The 16,974-nt window shown below is 65.6% G+C and carries 15 protein-coding genes; 9 read left to right on the forward strand and 6 right to left on the reverse strand.

The window, feature by feature from the left end; translation table 11 throughout:
* Positions 1-23: 23 nt before the first annotated feature.
* From LOC60_RS07125 to LOC60_RS07135, 3 genes are read left to right on the forward strand one after another with little or no spacing between them, the layout of a single operon-like run.
* Positions 24-2,564, forward strand: a complete 2,541-nt coding sequence (locus tag LOC60_RS07125) for a DEAD/DEAH box helicase (RefSeq protein WP_230024478.1) — start codon at positions 24-26, stop codon at positions 2,562-2,564.
* Between the two features lie 10 nt (positions 2,565-2,574).
* Positions 2,575-3,060 (forward strand): GNAT family N-acetyltransferase, encoded by a 486-nt coding sequence (locus tag LOC60_RS07130; protein WP_230024021.1) that lies wholly within the window; start codon positions 2,575-2,577, stop codon positions 3,058-3,060.
* Positions 3,061-3,107: 47 nt separating this feature from the next.
* Positions 3,108-4,367, forward strand: coding sequence for an alpha/beta fold hydrolase (locus tag LOC60_RS07135; protein WP_230024480.1), 1,260 nt, complete (start codon positions 3,108-3,110; stop codon positions 4,365-4,367).
* A 100-nt stretch (positions 4,368-4,467) separates the two neighbouring features.
* On the opposite strand, the gene LOC60_RS07140 is transcribed toward LOC60_RS07135, so the two are convergent.
* The 6 genes from LOC60_RS07140 to coaE all read right to left on the reverse strand — a co-directional run bounded on the left by LOC60_RS07140 (position 4,468) and on the right by coaE (position 9,978).
* Positions 4,468-4,647 carry a hypothetical protein gene (locus tag LOC60_RS07140; protein WP_230024023.1) on the reverse strand — a complete coding sequence of 60 codons (180 nt, stop codon included), beginning with the start codon at positions 4,645-4,647 and terminating at the stop codon, positions 4,468-4,470.
* Positions 4,610-5,077 carry a hypothetical protein gene (locus LOC60_RS07145; protein ID WP_230024025.1) on the reverse strand — a complete coding sequence of 156 codons (468 nt, stop codon included), beginning with the start codon at positions 5,075-5,077 and terminating at the stop codon, positions 4,610-4,612. Before LOC60_RS07145 ends, LOC60_RS07140 begins: the two co-directional genes overlap by 38 nt.
* Positions 5,078-5,114: 37 nt before the next feature.
* Positions 5,115-5,681 (reverse strand): NUDIX hydrolase, encoded by a 567-nt coding sequence (locus LOC60_RS07150; protein ID WP_230024027.1) that lies wholly within the window; start codon positions 5,679-5,681, stop codon positions 5,115-5,117.
* 5 nt (positions 5,682-5,686) lie between these two features.
* Positions 5,687-7,027, reverse strand: a complete 1,341-nt coding sequence (locus LOC60_RS07155; protein ID WP_230024029.1) for a hypothetical protein — start codon at positions 7,025-7,027, stop codon at positions 5,687-5,689.
* 164 nt (positions 7,028-7,191) lie between these two features.
* Positions 7,192-9,270, reverse strand: a complete 2,079-nt coding sequence (gene uvrB / locus LOC60_RS07160; RefSeq protein WP_230024031.1) for an excinuclease ABC subunit UvrB — start codon at positions 9,268-9,270, stop codon at positions 7,192-7,194.
* Positions 9,271-9,357: 87 nt separating this feature from the next.
* A complete protein-coding gene (coaE, locus tag LOC60_RS07165; RefSeq protein ID WP_230024033.1) occupies positions 9,358-9,978 on the reverse strand; it encodes a dephospho-CoA kinase in 621 nt (206 codons plus the stop codon).
* 67 nt (positions 9,979-10,045) lie between these two features.
* Here coaE and LOC60_RS07170 point away from each other — a divergent pair, with 67 nt between their 5' ends.
* The 6 genes from LOC60_RS07170 (at position 10,046) to LOC60_RS07195 (ending at position 16,916) form a co-directional block, all read left to right on the forward strand.
* Positions 10,046-10,723: an IMPACT family protein gene (locus tag LOC60_RS07170; RefSeq protein ID WP_230024035.1), complete on the forward strand. Its 678-nt coding sequence runs from the start codon at positions 10,046-10,048 to the stop codon at positions 10,721-10,723.
* Entirely contained in the window at positions 10,716-11,888 is a 1,173-nt protein-coding gene (locus tag LOC60_RS07175; RefSeq protein WP_230024037.1) for a class I SAM-dependent methyltransferase, read from the forward strand. The genes LOC60_RS07170 and LOC60_RS07175 overlap by 8 nt, the downstream gene beginning before the upstream one ends.
* Positions 11,889-12,185: 297 nt before the next feature.
* On the forward strand, positions 12,186-13,499 hold the full coding sequence (locus LOC60_RS07180; RefSeq protein ID WP_230024039.1) for an ABC transporter substrate-binding protein: 1,314 nt from the start codon (positions 12,186-12,188) through the stop codon (positions 13,497-13,499).
* A 56-nt stretch (positions 13,500-13,555) separates the two neighbouring features.
* Positions 13,556-14,557: a carbohydrate ABC transporter permease gene (locus tag LOC60_RS07185; protein WP_230024041.1), complete on the forward strand. Its 1,002-nt coding sequence runs from the start codon at positions 13,556-13,558 to the stop codon at positions 14,555-14,557.
* Entirely contained in the window at positions 14,554-15,459 is a 906-nt protein-coding gene (locus tag LOC60_RS07190) for a carbohydrate ABC transporter permease (protein WP_442860396.1), read from the forward strand. Before LOC60_RS07185 ends, LOC60_RS07190 begins: the two co-directional genes overlap by 4 nt.
* Positions 15,459-16,916, forward strand: coding sequence for a GH1 family beta-glucosidase (locus tag LOC60_RS07195; RefSeq protein WP_230024043.1), 1,458 nt, complete (start codon positions 15,459-15,461; stop codon positions 16,914-16,916). The genes LOC60_RS07190 and LOC60_RS07195 overlap by 1 nt, the downstream gene beginning before the upstream one ends.
* Positions 16,917-16,974: the final 58 nt, after the last annotated feature.

Consider the following 16,974-nt stretch of genomic DNA (forward strand, 5'->3'; position numbering starts at 1 on the left):
GGCCCCGTTAGTCTGGTATGGACATGAAACTTCTTGAGCAGCTAGCCTCCGGCCCGTCCAGCACCCGTACCGTTGATCCCGACGAGACCTACACGTCCTTCCTGGAGTGGGTGGAAAGCCGGGGCATGTCGCTGTACCCGGCGCAGGACGAGGCCGTGATGGAACTGGTGACGGGCAACAACGTCATCCTGGCCACCCCCACCGGCTCCGGTAAATCCATGGTCGCCATCGCCGCACACTTCTACGCCATGGCGCACGATGAACGCAGCTACTACACCGCCCCCATCAAGGCCCTGGTCTCGGAAAAGTTCTTCGCGCTGTGCGAGATCTTCGGTGCCGAGAACGTAGGCATGGTCACCGGCGACTCCTCCGTAAACAAGGACGCCCCGATCATCTGCTGCACTGCGGAGATCCTGGCCAACATTGCCCTGCGCGAAGGCGCGGACGCTGACCTGGGCACCGTCATCATGGACGAGTTCCACTTCTACTCGGACCCGCAGCGCGGGTGGGCCTGGCAGGTTCCGCTGCTGGAGCTGCCGCAGGCGCAGTTCCTGCTGATGTCCGCCACCCTGGGCGACATGACCCGCATTGCCAACGAGCTCAGTGAACTCACCAACCGGGACACCGTCACGGTCTCCTCCGTGCAGCGGCCCATTCCCCTGCATTACTACTATGTGGAGACCCCGGTCCAGGAATCCCTGGAGGAACTGCTGGCCACCAAGCAGGTGCCGGTCTACGTAGTGCACTTCTCCCAGATCGAAGCCATTGACCGGGCCCAGGCCCTGATGAGCATCAATGTCTGCACCCGCGAGGAAAAGGACCGGATCGCGGAGCTGATTGCCGGCTTCCGGTTCGCCCCCGGCTTCGGCAAGACCCTGAACCGGCTGGTCCGGCACGGCATCGGCGTGCACCACGCCGGCATGCTGCCCAAGTACCGCCGCCTGGTCGAGCAGCTGGCCCAGGCCGGCCTGCTGAAGGTCATCTGCGGCACCGACACCCTGGGGGTGGGCATCAACGTGCCCATCCGCACCGTGCTGATCACGGCACTGTCGAAGTACGACGGCACGCGCACCCGGCCCCTGAAGGTCCGCGAGTTCCACCAGATCGCAGGCCGCGCCGGGCGGGCCGGCTACGACACGGCCGGCACCGTCGTCGTGCAGGCACCGGAACACGTGATCGAAAACGTCAAGGCCATGGCCAAGGCGCAGGCGAAGTTCGGCGATGACCAGAAGAAGCTGCGCCAGGTGGTGAAGAAGAAGCCGCAGGCCGGATTCGTGTCCTGGGGCAAGCCCACCTTCGAGAAGCTCGTGGACGGCACCCCGGAACCGCTGACCTCCAGCTTCAACATCACCCACTCCATGCTGCTGAACCTGCTGGAGCGTCCGGGCGATCCGTTCACCGCCGCCAAGAAGCTGCTCACGAACAACCATGAGACCCGGTCCTCGCAGCTGGCCCTGATGAAGAAGGCCCTGAGTATCTACCGGGAGCTGAAGACCGCCGGGATTGTGGAGGTACTGCCGGAGCCCGACGCCGACGGCCGCACCGTCCGCCTGAAGGTGCACCTGCAGCCGAACTTTGCCCTGAACCAGCCGCTGTCCCCGTTTGCCATGGCCTCCCTGGAGATCCTGGACCCGGACAGCCCGTCCTACGCCCTGGACGTGGTGTCCGTGATCGAGGCGATCATGGAAAAGCCCCGGCAGGTCCTCTCCGCCCAGGAGAAGAAGGCACGCGGCGAGGCGATCGCTGCCATGAAGTCCCAGGGCATCGAGTACGACGAGCGGATGGCCCTGCTCGAGGAAGTCACCTACCCGCAGCCGCTGGCCGAGCTCCTGGAGCAGTCCTTCGAGGTGTACCGTTCGGGTGCCCCCTGGCTGGGCGAGTTCGAACTCAGCCCGAAGTCGATTGTCCGGGATATGTACGAGCGGGCCATGAGCTTCGGCGAGTACGTGCAGTTCTACTCGCTGGCCCGCTCCGAAGGCGTGCTGCTGCGCTACCTCTCGGACACCTACAAGGCCCTGCTGCACACCGTCCCGCCGGAACGGCTGCGCGAAGACCTGGAAGACATCATCGAGTGGCTGGGCGAACTGGTCCGCCAGACCGATTCCTCCCTGCTGGACGAATGGGAAGAGCTGACCAGCGGCATCAACCCCGACGCCACCAACGAACCGCTGCTGCCTCCGGTGCCGGACCGGCTGACCGCCAACGTCCGGGCCTTCCGGGTCATGGTGCGCAATGAGATGTTCTCGCGGGTGAAGCTCTTCGCCGACGAGGACGACCGCGCGCTCGGCGAGCTCGACGGCGACGCCGGCTGGGACGCCGACCGCTGGGCCGACGTGCTGGACGCCTACTTCGAGGAGCACGAGGACATTGACGACGGCCCGGACGGCCGCGGCCCCAACCTGCTGATCATCAAGGAACTGCCCGGTAAATGGGAAGTCCGGCAGATCTTCAAGGACCCGGCCAACCACCTGGACTGGGGCATCACCGCCGAAGTGGACCTGGCGGCGTCGGACGAGGCCGGCAGCCCGGTCATCAAGGTGATCACCGCCGGACGGCTGGATTAGGCTGGAACCCATGCAGATCCGTCCCGCACGCCGGGAAGACGTCCCCGTCATCCTCGAGCTGATCCATGACCTGGCCATCTACGAAAAAGAGCCGCACGCGGTGAAGAACACCGTCCAGGCACTGGAAGCGAACCTCTTCGGCGAGCATCCGGCCATCTTCGCCCATGTGGCGGTTGACCGGGGCACGGTGCAGGGCTTCGCTCTCTGGTTCCTGAACTACTCCACCTGGGAGGGCGTGCACGGCATCTACCTCGAAGACCTCTACGTGCGGCCCGAAGCGCGGGCCAGGGGCATCGGGAAGGCGCTGCTGCGCACACTGGCGGAAACCGCCGTCGAGCGAGGCTACGCCCGCGTCGAGTGGTGCGTGCTGAACTGGAACGAGCCCTCCATCGGCTTCTACAAATCCCTGGGTGCCGTCCCGCAGGACGACTGGACCACCTTCCGGCTCACCGGGGACGCGCTGGCCTCCTTCGGCAGTCCCGGGGCGGCGGAGTGACGGCACCCGTTCCGCACACGGCGTCGCGCACGTACCCGGTGCGCGGGATGAACGTGACGGACCACTGGTTTACGGTGCCGCTGGACCACGCGGTTCCGGACGGTGAGACCATCACCGTCTTTGCCCGCGAATACGTCGACGCCGAATTCGCCGAAGCGCGGGAGCTGCCGTGGCTGCTGTACCTGCAGGGCGGGCCGGGCGGCAAGGGCAGCCGGCTGCTGCAGTTCGGCGGCTGGACGAAGGCAGCGGCAAAGCACTTCCGCATCCTGATGCTGGACCAGCGCGGCACCGGGCTCTCCACTCCGGCGGACCGGCAGACCCTGCCGCTGCGCGGGGACGCCCCGGCGCAGGCGGAGTACCTCACCCATTTCCGGGCCGATTCCATCGTCGCCGACGCCGAACTGATACGGCAGGCGCTCGGTTCCGGACCCTGGAGCACTTACGGGCAGAGCTACGGCGGCTTCTGCACCCTGACCTACCTGTCCTTCGCCCCCGAGGGACTGCGCGAATGCCTCATCACCGGCGGCCTGGCACCCCTGACGGGTCCCGCGGACCGGGTCTACGAGGCAACCTTCCGGCGCGTGGCCGCACGCAACGCGGAGTACTTCCAGCGCTACCCGGAAGACCGGGAGACCACCACGCGGATTGCCCGGCACCTGTCTGAGGTCCCGGAGTTCCTGCCGTCCGGGGAGCGCCTGAGTGTGCGGCGCTTCCAGATGGCCGGCTCCTACCTGGGCGGCAACACCCGGATAGACGGCCTGCATTACCTGCTGCGGGAAGCCTTCGTTCCCGCCCCCGACGGCGAACGCCTCTCCGATACCTTCCTGGAAACAGTCCACGGGCTGGTCAGCCGGGCGGCGAATCCGCTGTACGCGCTGATGCACGAGTCCATCTACGGGCAGGGCGAGGCCACCAACTGGGCTGCGGAGCGCGTGCTGGAGTCCTTCCCCGAGTTCGAACCCACGGCGCCAGAACCGCTGTACACCGGTGAGATGGTCTACCCCTGGTACTTCGAGGAGGACCCGGCGCTGCTCCCGCTTCGGGAAACGGCCGAGCTGCTGGCCAGCAAATCCGACTGGGGTCCCCTGTACGACACTGCGCAGCTGGCACGCAACACCGTGCCCGTGGCCGCCGCCGTCTACACGGATGACATTTACGTGGACCGGGACCTGTCGCTGGAGACGGCGGCATCCGTCAAGGGACTGCAGGTCTGGGAAAGCGCTGACTTCCACCACGACGGCATTGCCGACGACGGCGAAGCGATCTTGAACCGCCTGCTGGGCATGGTCCGTGGCGGGGGCGGATAGGCCCCATAGACAAAACAGACAACAGCAGGTCCCCGGCAGTTCAGTTTGCCGGGGACCTGCTGCGTGAGTCTGTGTTTGTTTCTGTGGTGTCCCGGGGCCGCTAGAGCGGACGGTCAGCCAGTTTCCGGACCCATTCCGGGGTGGGCTTGCCGAGCTTGCGGTCGGTAGTGAGGCGGAGCCGTGCGGCCCGGATCTGTACCCGTTCGCGGTCCCGATCACGTTCAGCCTGATCGGCGGGGGTCTTAGAACCGCGTACCAGCGGCAGTGCTGCTGTTGTCATCGTCAGCCTCCTCCGTTCCGGGTGCGCTCGTGATGCTTTCATTCTGGCTCATATCGCCGTTCGAGTCCACTATCGCCGTCAGGGGGCGCGCCCACGCGATGCTGAGGATCGCCGCTTCCTCGGTTCCGGCCAGGTCGCTCTGGGCCAGCAGGTCCAGGACACCCAGTCCCGTTTCCTGCCGCCGGGGATCATCCGACAGGGAGGCCTCGATGGCCCACTGGGCACGGGTCCACCACTCCGACCGCTGATCCGCCTTCCGGCGCTGCTCCAGTGTCTTCCAGCCCACGAAGAAGGTCAGGGCACCGGCGAGCAGGACGGCCAGCGGGCCCAGGGCGGCGAGGATCTCCCACCAGGGCGCACTGCCGGCCGGAGCAGCCGCAGCCGCCTCCGATGGCAGGGTAGGCGGCGGCGTAGGTGGCGGAGAGAACATATCCACACCTTAGCGGCCGCCTCTGACACTCCTGGCCTTAGGTGCTGCCAGCCGGCGGTCCAGCCGCCGTCCAGAACGCGTAGGCGGACAACGTCAGTCCGTCGGCTATCTCCCCTGCCGCCATCAGGTCCGGGAAGCTCTCCACGGGGACCCAGCGGAACTTATCTATTTCGCCGTCACGCGCGAGCGGTTTCGCGGACCTGGCCACAGCGGCCCCGACAACCACGGCATGGCCCTGCAAAAGCGAGCTGTCTGCCCAGACGGAGCCCAGTACCCGGAAGCGGGTCCCCTGCAGCCCGGTTTCCTCCTCCAGCTCACGTCCTGCGTCATGGAGGGCCGGCTCCTGGTCCGTTCCGGGGCCGGCAGGGCTTCCGAACCCCCGCGGAAACTCCAGAAAGCTGCGCCCGGCTGCAGGCCTGAAGTGCTCCACCATGGCAAAGTGGCCGTCGGCGACGGCGACAATCACCACGCCGGGCGTCCCGTGTTCCGCAACAAGCCGGTGCTGCAGCCAGGATCTTCCGTTGCGGGTGACCTCTTCCGTCCAAAGTTCAAGGCTTGGCGGTCCGGGCCACGCATAAACCAGCCGCTGACCCGGTAAAGGCACCGGCATCACCGCGGGACTGCCGGGAAGTGGATATGTGCTCTCATTTTCTTCTTTCGCGTTGCGTGCAACTCGGCAAACTCCACCAGGGGAACACCCAGGACAACAGTCGCAATGGCTGAACCGACGCCGGCGAGCAGGTTGGAGAAAAAGCCGGCCGTCAAGGTGCCGACGACGGCCGGGAGGACCGTAAGCGCAATCCTCATCCACATCGCTTTCCGGTCCTCCCACAGGCTGACCGCCGCATTGGACCTGGCGACGGCATAGGCAAGCCCGTCCGAGGTTTTCTGGCTGGGACGGGTCTGCCAGTCGTGGATGGCGGACCGGGCCTGATGGCGCAGGACTGCGTAGACCTGCGGCGGCATATCGTGGAGCGTAGCCACCAGGCTCCCCTGGAACTGGATGGCCTCACCCCCGGCCAGGTCCCGTCCGCGGCGCTGCGTATCCTCCATGGCGGTGTCCTCGCGGAACCGAAGCCAGTTGGTCTCGTGCTGCTCGGCCAGGGCATCGAAATACGCGCCCATCCACCAGTCCTGCAGGAGGCTCACGTTGCCGTCCAGTTGATCCCCGTGTGCATCAAGATAGGACAATGCTGTAGTACGGACCACGGTTTCGGACAGGAACTGCACGGCTGCGTCGGCCGCGGGGTCCGTAGCGCGGACCTCCCGCACGACAGCAGCCCGGCGGGACAACGCCCCCATCAGGTCGAATGCTTCCCGCGTCCTTTCACGGACACGTATCCGGCCTGCCGCGGCCTCGGAAAACCACGCTTCCCAGGCCTGGGCGAGCCGGGCAAAAGGTCCCGTGGGAACCGGGACATGCTGGTCTGCGCCGAGGCCCTCCCAGGCAGCCTGCAGCTCGGCCGCCACCGTCCGCGCAACCTCGGACACGGCACAGCTGCGAAGCCGGGCACTGCTTCTGGCGTGAAGGGCTGCTCCCAACGGCCGCGGAGCTTCCCAGAACATCGCCAGCGAAGAGAACTCGAATTCCGCCAGAACCGGACTCAACGGGTCCGGGCCCAGAAGGAGGAAGCGCAGGCTCTCTTCCAGGGACGGTTTCCGCGCTACCACGGAGAACGTCTGATCGAATGAACCGGTGCGCGCGAGAAGCGTCCGCACAGCGTCGGGTCCCCGGTCCAGGAAGAAGGCGCCGTCGAGGAGCTGCACATCCAACAGGAGGATCTCCCGGCTCAGGAGGTCGGCTGCGCGCAGCATGCCCGCAAAAGACACCCGGGTTTCCGGTGCAGCCGGAGCTTCCGGGTCGTCAAAGAGTGCCTCATCGGAGACCAATGAACGGAAAGTGTTCTTTTGCTCCACGGTATCGAAATCGAAAACCAGGGTCCGCTTCATTTGGAGTGGTTGTGAACCGTCAGCGTCAGCCACGTTGCTGCCCTGCCTCCCCCGGGTTCATTCGGGGGGCGGTTCCTCCCGGCTCAGTCACAACCATAAGCGCGCTCTTTCCGATGACTGAAATTGCGTGCCGAAGCCCCGAAGATTTACCGGGCAGCGCCGGCCTAGGCGTGCCCGGCGGACTGCATCTGCCGCAGTTCCTTCTTCAGGTCCCCCACCTCGTCGCGGAGCCGGGCCGCGAGCTCGAACTGCAGCTCGGCCGCAGCAGCGTGCATCTGCTCGGTCATGGAGGCGATGAGCGTGGTGAGGTCTTCGGCCGGAGCAGCCGCCAGGCCGTCCTTCCGGACACCCTTGCCCTTGCCCTTCGTCTTTTTCTTTGCGGCTTCCTCCAGCAGGGCCTTGGTATCGGCGTCTTCGCGGGCCAGCTGGTCGGTGATGTCCGCGATTTTCTTCCGCAGCGGCTGGGGGTCCACGCCGTGCTTCTTGTTGTACGCGACCTGGATCTCGCGCCGGCGGTTGGTTTCGTCGATGGCTTTGGCCATGGAATCGGTGATCCGGTCCGCGTACATGTGCACCTCGCCCGAGACGTTACGGGCGGCACGGCCGATGGTCTGGATCAGTGACGTGGACGAGCGGAGGAAGCCCTCCTTGTCGGCGTCGAGGATGCTGACCAGCGACACCTCGGGAAGGTCAAGGCCCTCCCGCAGCAGGTTAATGCCGACCAGCACATCGAAGGTGCCCATCCGCAGCTCGCGGAGCAGCTCCACCCGGCGCAGGGTGTCGACGTCGGAGTGCAGGTACTCCACCTTGATCCCGTGTTCCAGCAGGTAGCCGGTCAGGTCTTCCGCCATGCGCTTGGTCAGCGTGGTGACCAGGACGCGTTCGTCCCGCTCGGTGCGGGTGCGGATCTCGCCGAGGAGGTCGTCGATCTGTCCCTTGCTGGGCTTCACCACCACCTGCGGATCCACCAGGCCGGTGGGACGGATAATCTGCTCCACGTAGCCGTCCGACTTGGACAGTTCGTACTTGCCCGGCGTCGCGGACATGTACACCGTCTGGCCGATCCGTTCCAGGAATTCGTCCCATTTGAGCGGGCGGTTGTCCATGGCCGAGGGCAGCCGGAAGCCGTGGTCCACCAGGGTGCGCTTGCGGGACATGTCGCCTTCGTACATGGCGCCGATCTGCGGAATGGTGACGTGGGATTCGTCCACCACCAGCAGGAAGTCGTCCGGGAAATAATCCAGCAGGCAGTGCGGGGCCGTGCCGGGGCCGCGGCCGTCGATGTGCCGCGAGTAGTTCTCGATGCCGTTGCAGAAGCCCATCTGCTGCATCATTTCCAGGTCATAGGTGGTGCGCATCCGCAGCCGCTGCGCTTCCACCAGCTTGTTCTGGGATTCAAGTTCCTTCAGCCGCACCTGCAGCTCATCCTCGATCTGGCGGATGGCACGGTGCATCCGGTCCTCGCCGGCCACGTAGTGCGACGCCGGGAAGACGTACATTTCGTTCTCTTCATGGATGACGTCGCCGGTCAGCGGATGCAGGGTGTAGATGTTCTCGATCTCGTCGCCGAAGAATTCAACGCGGATGGCGTTCTCTTCGTACATCGGAATGATTTCCACGGTGTCCCCGCGCACGCGGAAGGTGCCGCGGTGGAAGTCCATGTCATTGCGGACGTACTGCATGGCGACGAACCGGCGCAGCAGGTCGTCACGGTTCATCTGCTGGCCGCGGCGCAGCGTGACCATTGCTTCGATGTACTCTTCCGGCGTACCCAGGCCGTAGATGCAGGACACGGTCGCCACCACAATCACGTCACGGCGCGTCAGCAGGGCGTTGGTGGCCGAGTGGCGCAGGCGTTCGACTTCCTCGTTGATGGAGGAGTCCTTTTCGATGAAGGTGTCCGTCTGCGGGACGTAGGCCTCGGGCTGGTAGTAGTCGTAGTAGGAGACGAAATACTCCACCGCGTTGTTGGGCAGCAGCTCCCGGAATTCGTTCGCGAGCTGGGCGGCCAGGGTCTTGTTCTGCACCATTACCAGCGTGGGCCGCTGCACCTGCTCCACCAGCCAGGCCGCCGTCGCGCTCTTACCGGTACCGGTGGCGCCCAGGAGGACAACGTCCTTCTCGCCGGCGTTGATCCGCTCGGCCAGTTCCTTGATGGCGGTGGGCTGGTCACCGGCGGGCTTGTAGTCACTGATGACCTCAAACGGTGCCACTACTCTCTTGATGTCCTGCGCAAGACTCATGCCTATAAAACTACTCCGCTATGCGGACAGCCGCGGTCCGCTTTGCTAGGGGCTGAACGGGGAATAACCGGTGGATGCGGGTCCTTCCTACTCTGCCGCCCGGATGCGGGCCTCGTTCAGCGGCACCAGCCTGGTCTCCCAGAGTCTGCGTACCGCGGCCGCGAGTTCCTGCGGCGTACCGGTGTTGTGCAGGACGACGTCGGCCGCTTCGGCCCGCTGTTCGGCGGTGGCCTGCGCGGCGATCCGTGACTGTGCTGCGTCCAGCTCCATTCCCCGGTCCCGGACCATGCGTTCCAGGCGTACCTCCTCGGGCGCCTCGACCACGAGGACAAAATCGAAGTTCCCGGCCTGGCCGGTTTCCACCAGCAGCGGGATGTCCTGCACAAGGATGCCGTCCTCCGGCACCTCGGCGGCCAGCTGCGCCGCACGGGCCCGGACCAATGGATGGATGATGCCGTTCAGCACGGCACGGCGCTCCTCATTGCCGAAGACCACGGCGGCCAGCGCCGGACGGTCCAGGGAACCGTCCGCGGCCAGGATGTCCGGGCCGAATGCCTGGACGACGGCGGCCAGCCCCGGCGTGCCCGGCTCCACCACCTCCCGGGCCAGGGCATCGGCGTCCACCAGCACCGCGCCGCAGTCCACGAGCGTCAGGGCGACCAGGGATTTTCCGGCGGCGATCCCGCCGGTGAGTCCAACCTTGAGCATGCCCCCACCCTACCGCCGCCCCCGGCCGGTCCGCGGGACGTCCGGATGCGCCGACTAGACTGGAAGGGTGAGTGACATCGACGCGGCGGCCGGGCGCTACACCACCATCGCCGGAGAGCACCGCACCGAACTGGAAATAAAACGCTCACGTTTCATTACCGTGCTCCGCCGCACGGAAACCGAGGAACAGGCCCGCAGCCTCGTGGCGGACCTGCGCCGCGAATTCCATGACGCCCGGCACCACTGCAGTGCCTTCGTGCTGGGACCGGGGCGCGAAGTCCAGCGCTCCAGCGACGACGGTGAACCTTCCGGCACTGCCGGCATTCCGATGCTGGAGGCACTCACCAAGCGGGAGACCTTCAACGGAGCCACCGATCTGAGCGACATCACCGCCGTGACTGTGCGCTACTTCGGCGGCATCCTGCTGGGTGCAGGCGGATTGGTCCGTGCCTACTCCGAGTCCGTCTCCTCTGCCCTCGCCGCCGCTCCCCTGCTGCGGCGCCGCCGGATGCAGCTCTACGGCATTCCGGCCGGGCACTCCGCGGCGGGGCGGTTGGAAAACGACCTCCGGACAGCGGGCGTGAGCGTGCTGGGCACGGACTATTCGGCCGCCGGTGCCGCCATCAGGGTGGCACTGCCGGATACCCCCGAGGCGCTGGGCGCCTTCCATGCACGGCTCGCCTCCCTGACCGCCGGAGCCTCCGAGCCGGTCCCCCTTGGAACAGAATGGATCGACCTTGACTGACCCCGCCCCGGGCCGGACCGGCTTCGAGTTTTCCCGCCTGCGCCGCCGCCCCGACGTCGAGGCACCCAACCTCCAGGCCTGGGACGCTGCCGACGCCCTCCTGCTCGACACGGCCGCAGCGGACCTTTCGGCCGCGGCATCGGAGCCCGCGCGTCCCGGCATCACCGTGATCGGAGATTCCTACGGTGCCTTGACGCTCGGCGCGGCGGCCCGCCACGGACTGCGCGGCATCCGTGTGCACCAGGATCCGCTGAGCGGTGAACAGGCGCTGGATGCAAACGCCTCAGACCTGGGGCTGCCCGGCGTCTTCACCCACCAGCCCCTTGCAGCACCGCTCGTGGAGGGGGCCCGCGTGGTCCTGCTGCGGCTCCCGCGCTCACTGGCAGCCCTGGAAGAGATAGCCGCCCTGATCGCAGCCTCCGCCGCACCGGACGTCACGGTGTACGCCGGCGGACGGGTCAAGCACATGACTACGGCCATGAACGAGGTCCTGGCCCGTTACTTCGGCGCCGTGACCGCCGGGCTGGGCCGGCAGAAATCCCGGGTCCTGACCGCCCGTTCGCCGCTTCCGCCCGGGCAGCTCCCGGAGCCGGCCTTCCCGGTGTCCCAGCAGCACGACGTCGGGCTGGCGCAGCCGCTGGAGCTCCGGGCCTACGGTGCAGCGTTCGGCGGAGCAGCGCTGGACCCCGGAACCCGGTTCCTGCTGCCCTATTTGGCCGAAGCCCGTCTGGCACGCCGTGCCGTGGACCTTGGCTGCGGGACCGGCACCATAGCCGCGTACCTCGCGCTTACCCGTCCGGACCTCCGGGTCCTGGCCACGGACCAGTCGGCCGCTGCCGCCGCGTCCGCCGCCCTGACCCTGGCTGCGAACGGCGTGGCGGACCGCGCCGTCGTCACCCGGGCGGATGCCCTGGATCCGCTTCCGGACAGCTCCGAAGAACTGGTGGTCCTCAACCCGCCGTTCCATATCGGAGCCGCGGTACATGCGGGCATCGCCCTGAAGCTCTTCGCCGATGCCGGGCGTGTCCTGGCTCCCGGCGGGGAACTGTGGACCGTCTGGAACAGCCACCTGTTATACAAGCCCGCTCTGACGAGGCTGGTCGGACCGACCCGTGAAGTGGCACGCAACCCGAAGTTCACGGTCACGGTCAGCACCCGGCGCTAAGCCGCCCGGTGCGCAGAACCCGCACCGCTGGCGCAGATGAGGGCCCGGCGACTCGCTCCGCCGCGTGAAATACGTCCAGAGAGCGCTCTCTTGACAGTGATGCACATCACTCCTAGGCTGTGGTTCAAGTCAAGAGAGCGCTCTCTCGGTTGCGGAATCCGATCCGGCTGGGCGTCTGGCCTGTTCCAGCATTAAATCCAAGTCCCCTCCATCGGATCTCCGCCCCAGAGCACCATAACGGCCACGGTCCACTGCCCGGGATTATTACCCGCTTTACCCACACACAAAGGAGTGACCGTGAAGAATTTCCGACATCCCGCGGCGGCGATTGCAGGTGCCGCCGTAGTGGCGCTGCTGGCCGTAGGCTGCGGCGGCGGCGACAGCGAAGCTGCCAGTGAAGACAATCCCCTCGAGCTGACCGTCACTACCTTCGGAACCTTCGGATACGACGATCTGTACGCCGAATACGAAGAAGCCAACCCCGGCATCGATATCAAGGCCAACAACATTGACCGCGGCGCCAATGCACAGACGGACCTCTTCACCAAGCTCGCGGCCGGTTCCGGCGTCAGCGACGTGGTGGCACTGGAGGAAGGCTGGCTCGGCGCCGTCATGGACGTTTCAGACCAGTTCGTGGACCTGAAAGAGTACGGCGCAGACGATATCCAGGACCGCTGGGTCGACTGGAAGTTCAAGCAGGGCACCGACGCCAACGGCCGCGTCATTGGCTACGGCACCGACATCGGACCGCAGGGCCTGTGCTACAACGGCAAGCTTTTCGAGGCAGCCGGCATGCCCAGCGACCGTGAAGCAGTCGCCGAGCTCTTCGGCGGCGACAACGCAACCTGGGACACCTACTTCGAACTCGGAAAGCAGTACCACGAGAAGACCGGAGAGGCCTGGTACGACCAGTCCGGATTCGTCTGGAACTCCATGGTGAACCAGATGAAGGAGGGGTACTACACCGCCGACGGTGACTTGAACATCGAAGGCAACGACGCCATGAAGGAACAGTTCATGCAGCTTGCTGCCGGAACCGAGGCAGGGCTTTCCGCCAACGAAACCAAGTGGGACTGGGGAACCGGCAAGGCGTTCACCGACGGTTCCTTCGCCACCTTCGTGTGCCCGGGCTGGATGCTGGGCACCATCCAGGAACAGCTCGAATCGGCCGGCGGCGGCGCGGACTCGGGCTGGGACTTCGCAGACGTCTTCCCCGGCGGCGCCTCCAACTGGGGCGGAGCGTTCCTCGCGGTCCCGGAAACCTCCGAGCACAAGGAAGAAGCGGCGAAACTCGCTGCGTGGCTGACCGCCCCCGAGCAGCAGGTGAAGCAGTCTGCCGCAGCCAACAACTTCCCCAGCACCATTGATGCACAGAAGCAGCTGGCGGAGGACGCAACTCCCAATCCGATGTTCAACAACGCCCCCACCGGAGCCATCCTGGCATCCCGGGCCGAAGGCGTGGTTGCCCAGTTCAAGGGCCCGGACGATTCGGTAATCCAGGAAAAGGTCTTCGGCGTGGCACTGACCCAGCTTGATTCGGGCAAGGTCGACGGCGAGGGCGCCTGGAACGAAGCGGTTCAGCTGCTGAATGAGCTGGTCGTCAAGGACTAGCAGCCAGCGGGGCCTCCGGGGATCCGGAGGCCCCCTGACGGACTGTGAGAATCGATATGACCGTAACCATAAAGCCGCCCGCGCCCGCCGCGCCGCCGCAGAAAATCAAACCCACGTTTAGGCAGCGCCTGAACGTCTGGGACGTCAAAGCCTCTCCCTACCTGTACATTTCGCCGTTTTTCATACTCTTCGCGCTGGTGGGCCTGTTTCCCCTGGTCTACACGTTCTACGTTTCGCTGTACGACTGGCACCTCCTGAAGGGCCAGGGCGACTTTATCGGACTGGGGAACTTCACCGAGGTCCTCGCCGACCGCTTCTTCTGGAACTCGCTTTTCAATACGATGAGCATCTTCCTGCTCTCAGCGATTCCGCAGCTGGCGGGCGCCCTGGTGATAGCGGCGGTCCTGGACCAGAACATCCGGGGCAAGACATTCTGGCGCATGAGCGTGCTCATCCCCTACGTTGTCACGCCGGTTGCCGTAGCCCTGATTTTCACCTACATGTTCAACGAGCAGCATGGCCTCTTCAACAGTGTCCTGAGCAACTTCGGCATTGATCCGATCATGTGGCGGACCGAAACCTTCCCCAGCCACGTGGCGGTGGCATCCATGGTCAACTGGCGGTGGACCGGCTACAACGCGCTGATCCTCCTGGCCGCCATGCAGGCAGTGCCGCGCGATATCTACGAATCCGCAGCCATCGACGGAGCGGGCGCCGTCCGGCGTTTCTTCAGCATCACCCTGCCGAGCATCCGCCCAACGATGATCTTCGTAGTCATCACCTCCACGATCGGCGGCCTGCAGATCTTCACCGAGCCGCGCCTCTTCGATCCCACGTATGCCGGCGGCCCGGAGCGCCAGTTCCAGACCACCGTCCTGTACCTGTGGGAGATGGCCTTCCAACGGCAGGACTTCGGAGCGGCATCGGCCATTGCCTGGCTGCTGTTCCTCATCATCATTCTTTTCGGAGTCCTCAATCTGGCCCTGTCCAGGCGGATAGCGTCATCCGACGGCAAACGGCAGCGCCGCCGGCCGGCAGCTGAAGGGAAGCAAAAGTGAGTATCGTCGAACAAAAAACCGCGCCTAGGACCGAACCGCGGGCTCCGCGCCGCCGCCCGGCGCTGCGGCACCGGATCCTGGGGAACGGCCTTCGCCCCGGCTACCTGACCTACGGCCTGCTGCTCGCTTTCTTCATCGGGTCCGCCTACCCGTTGTGGTGGTCCGCAGTGGTGGGCAGCCGGTCCAATGAAGCGCTGAGCCTTACCTGGCCTCCGTTGCTGCCCGGCGGAAATTTCTGGACCAACGTTGCCGAGGTTATCGACACCATTCCGTTCTGGACGGCGTTGTGGAACAGCATCCTGATCTCGACCATCATCACTGTTTCCGTGGTGATGTTCTCCACTTTGGCGGGATACGCCTTCGCGAAGCTGCGTTTCCGCGGGAACAACGGGCTGATGGTCGCAGTGGTGGCAACCATGGCCATTCCGACCCAGCTCGGAATCATTCCCCTGTTTATGGTTATGCGGCACTACGGCTGGACAGGGGATATCGGCGCCGTCATCATCCCGACGCTCGTGACGGCCTTCGGCGTGTTCTTTATGCGCCAGTACCTGGTGGACGTCATTCCGGACGAACTGATCGAATCCGCCCGGATGGACGGCGCCAACATGATCAAGACGTTCTGGCATGTGGCCCTGCCCGCGGCGAGGCCGGCAATGGCCATCCTCAGCCTGTTCACGTTTATGTCTGCGTGGACGGACTTCCTGTGGCCGATGCTTGTACTCGACGCCGGCAACCCCACCCTCCAGACCGCACTAAGCCAGCTGCAGTCCAACCGGTATACCGACTACGCGGTGGTCCTGACAGGCGCCGTGCTGGCAACCATTCCCCTGCTCATCCTTTTCGCGGTGGCAGGCAAACAACTTATTTCCGGAATCATGCAGGGAGCAGTGAAGGGTTAATGACGAACAACGCCACGGAGCCAAGGAATTTTCCAGCGGGCTTTATCTGGGGATCCGCCACGGCGGCGGCCCAGGTCGAAGGAGCCGCATGGGAGGACGGCAAGGAAGACTCCGTGTGGGACACGTTCGCCCGGACCCCCGGAAACGTGAAGAATCTCGACACCCCGGCAGTCGCAGTGGACCATTACCACCGCATGCCCGCCGACGTCGCCCTGATGAAGGACCTTGGCCTGGACTCCTACCGCTTCTCCACCAGCTGGGCACGGGTGCGGCCGGGAGACCGCGGCACCAGCAGTGCGGGGCTGGACTTCTACTCCCGCCTGGTGGATGAACTCCTGGGCGCCGGGATCCTGCCCTGGCTCACCCTCTACCACTGGGACCTGCCGCAGGCCCTGGAAGAGAAGGGCGGCTGGGCGAACCGGGACACCGCGTACCGCTTTGTTGAGTACGCCAATGATGTCTACTCGGCCCTTGGGGACCGGGTGCAGCACTGGACCACCTTCAACGAACCGTTCTGCTCGTCCCTGCTGGGGTACGGGTCCGGGGTACACGCTCCGGGCCGGCAGGAACCCCGCGCGGCCATCGCAGCGGTCCACCATCAGCACCTCGCCCACGGCATGGCTGTCAACGAACTCCGTTCCCGCGGTGCCCAGCAGCTCGGCATCACGCTGAACCTCAGCAACTCCATCCCGCGGGATGCCTCCGACCCGGTGGACCTGGAAGCGGCACGGCTTTTTGACTCCCTGCAGAACCGTATCTTCCTCGACCCCATCCTGCGGGGCGCCTATCCGGAGGATTCACTGAAGGACCTGGAGCCGTTCGGCCTGGCCGAGGCCATCCGTCCGGGCGACCTGGAGATCATCGGGACCCCGATCGATTTCCTGGGAGTGAACCACTACCACGATGACCAGATCAGCGGACACCCGGACACCAGCGGCGCCGACGGCCATTCCGGCGGCTCCGGGCGGCCCGTGGCCTCCCCCTGGATCGGCGCCGAACACATCACGTTCCCGAGCCGGGGCCTGCCCCGCACCGCCATGGACTGGGAGGTCAACCCCGACGGGCTGCGTACTCTGCTGCTGCGTTTGGGCGAGGAGTACCCGGCGTTGCCCCCGCTGTATATCACCGAGAACGGCGCTGCCTACGACGACGTCCTCAGTGCGGACGGGAGCGTGCCGGATGCCGAACGCACCCGGTTCATCCTGGACCACATCAATGCGGTAGGACAGGCAATCGACGCCGGTGCCGACGTCCGCGGGTACTTCGTGTGGTCGCTGATGGACAACTTCGAATGGTCCTGGGGATACAGCAGGCGCTTCGGAATTGTCCGGGTGGACTACGACACCCAGGAACGGACCATCAAGGACAGCGGCCATGCCTACAGCCGGTTGATCTCCGAAACCCGGACCACCGGGACGCGCCACCTCGAGGCAGCAGAAACCGCACCGGTTGTCTGAGTGGGCCGTAAACTGGGGGCCGGACCGGAATTTCCGCCGAGCGGAACCGAATTCAGTA

Source organism: Arthrobacter sp. zg-Y769, from assembly GCF_020907405.1.
Lineage (GTDB): Bacteria > Actinomycetota > Actinomycetes > Actinomycetales > Micrococcaceae > Arthrobacter_B.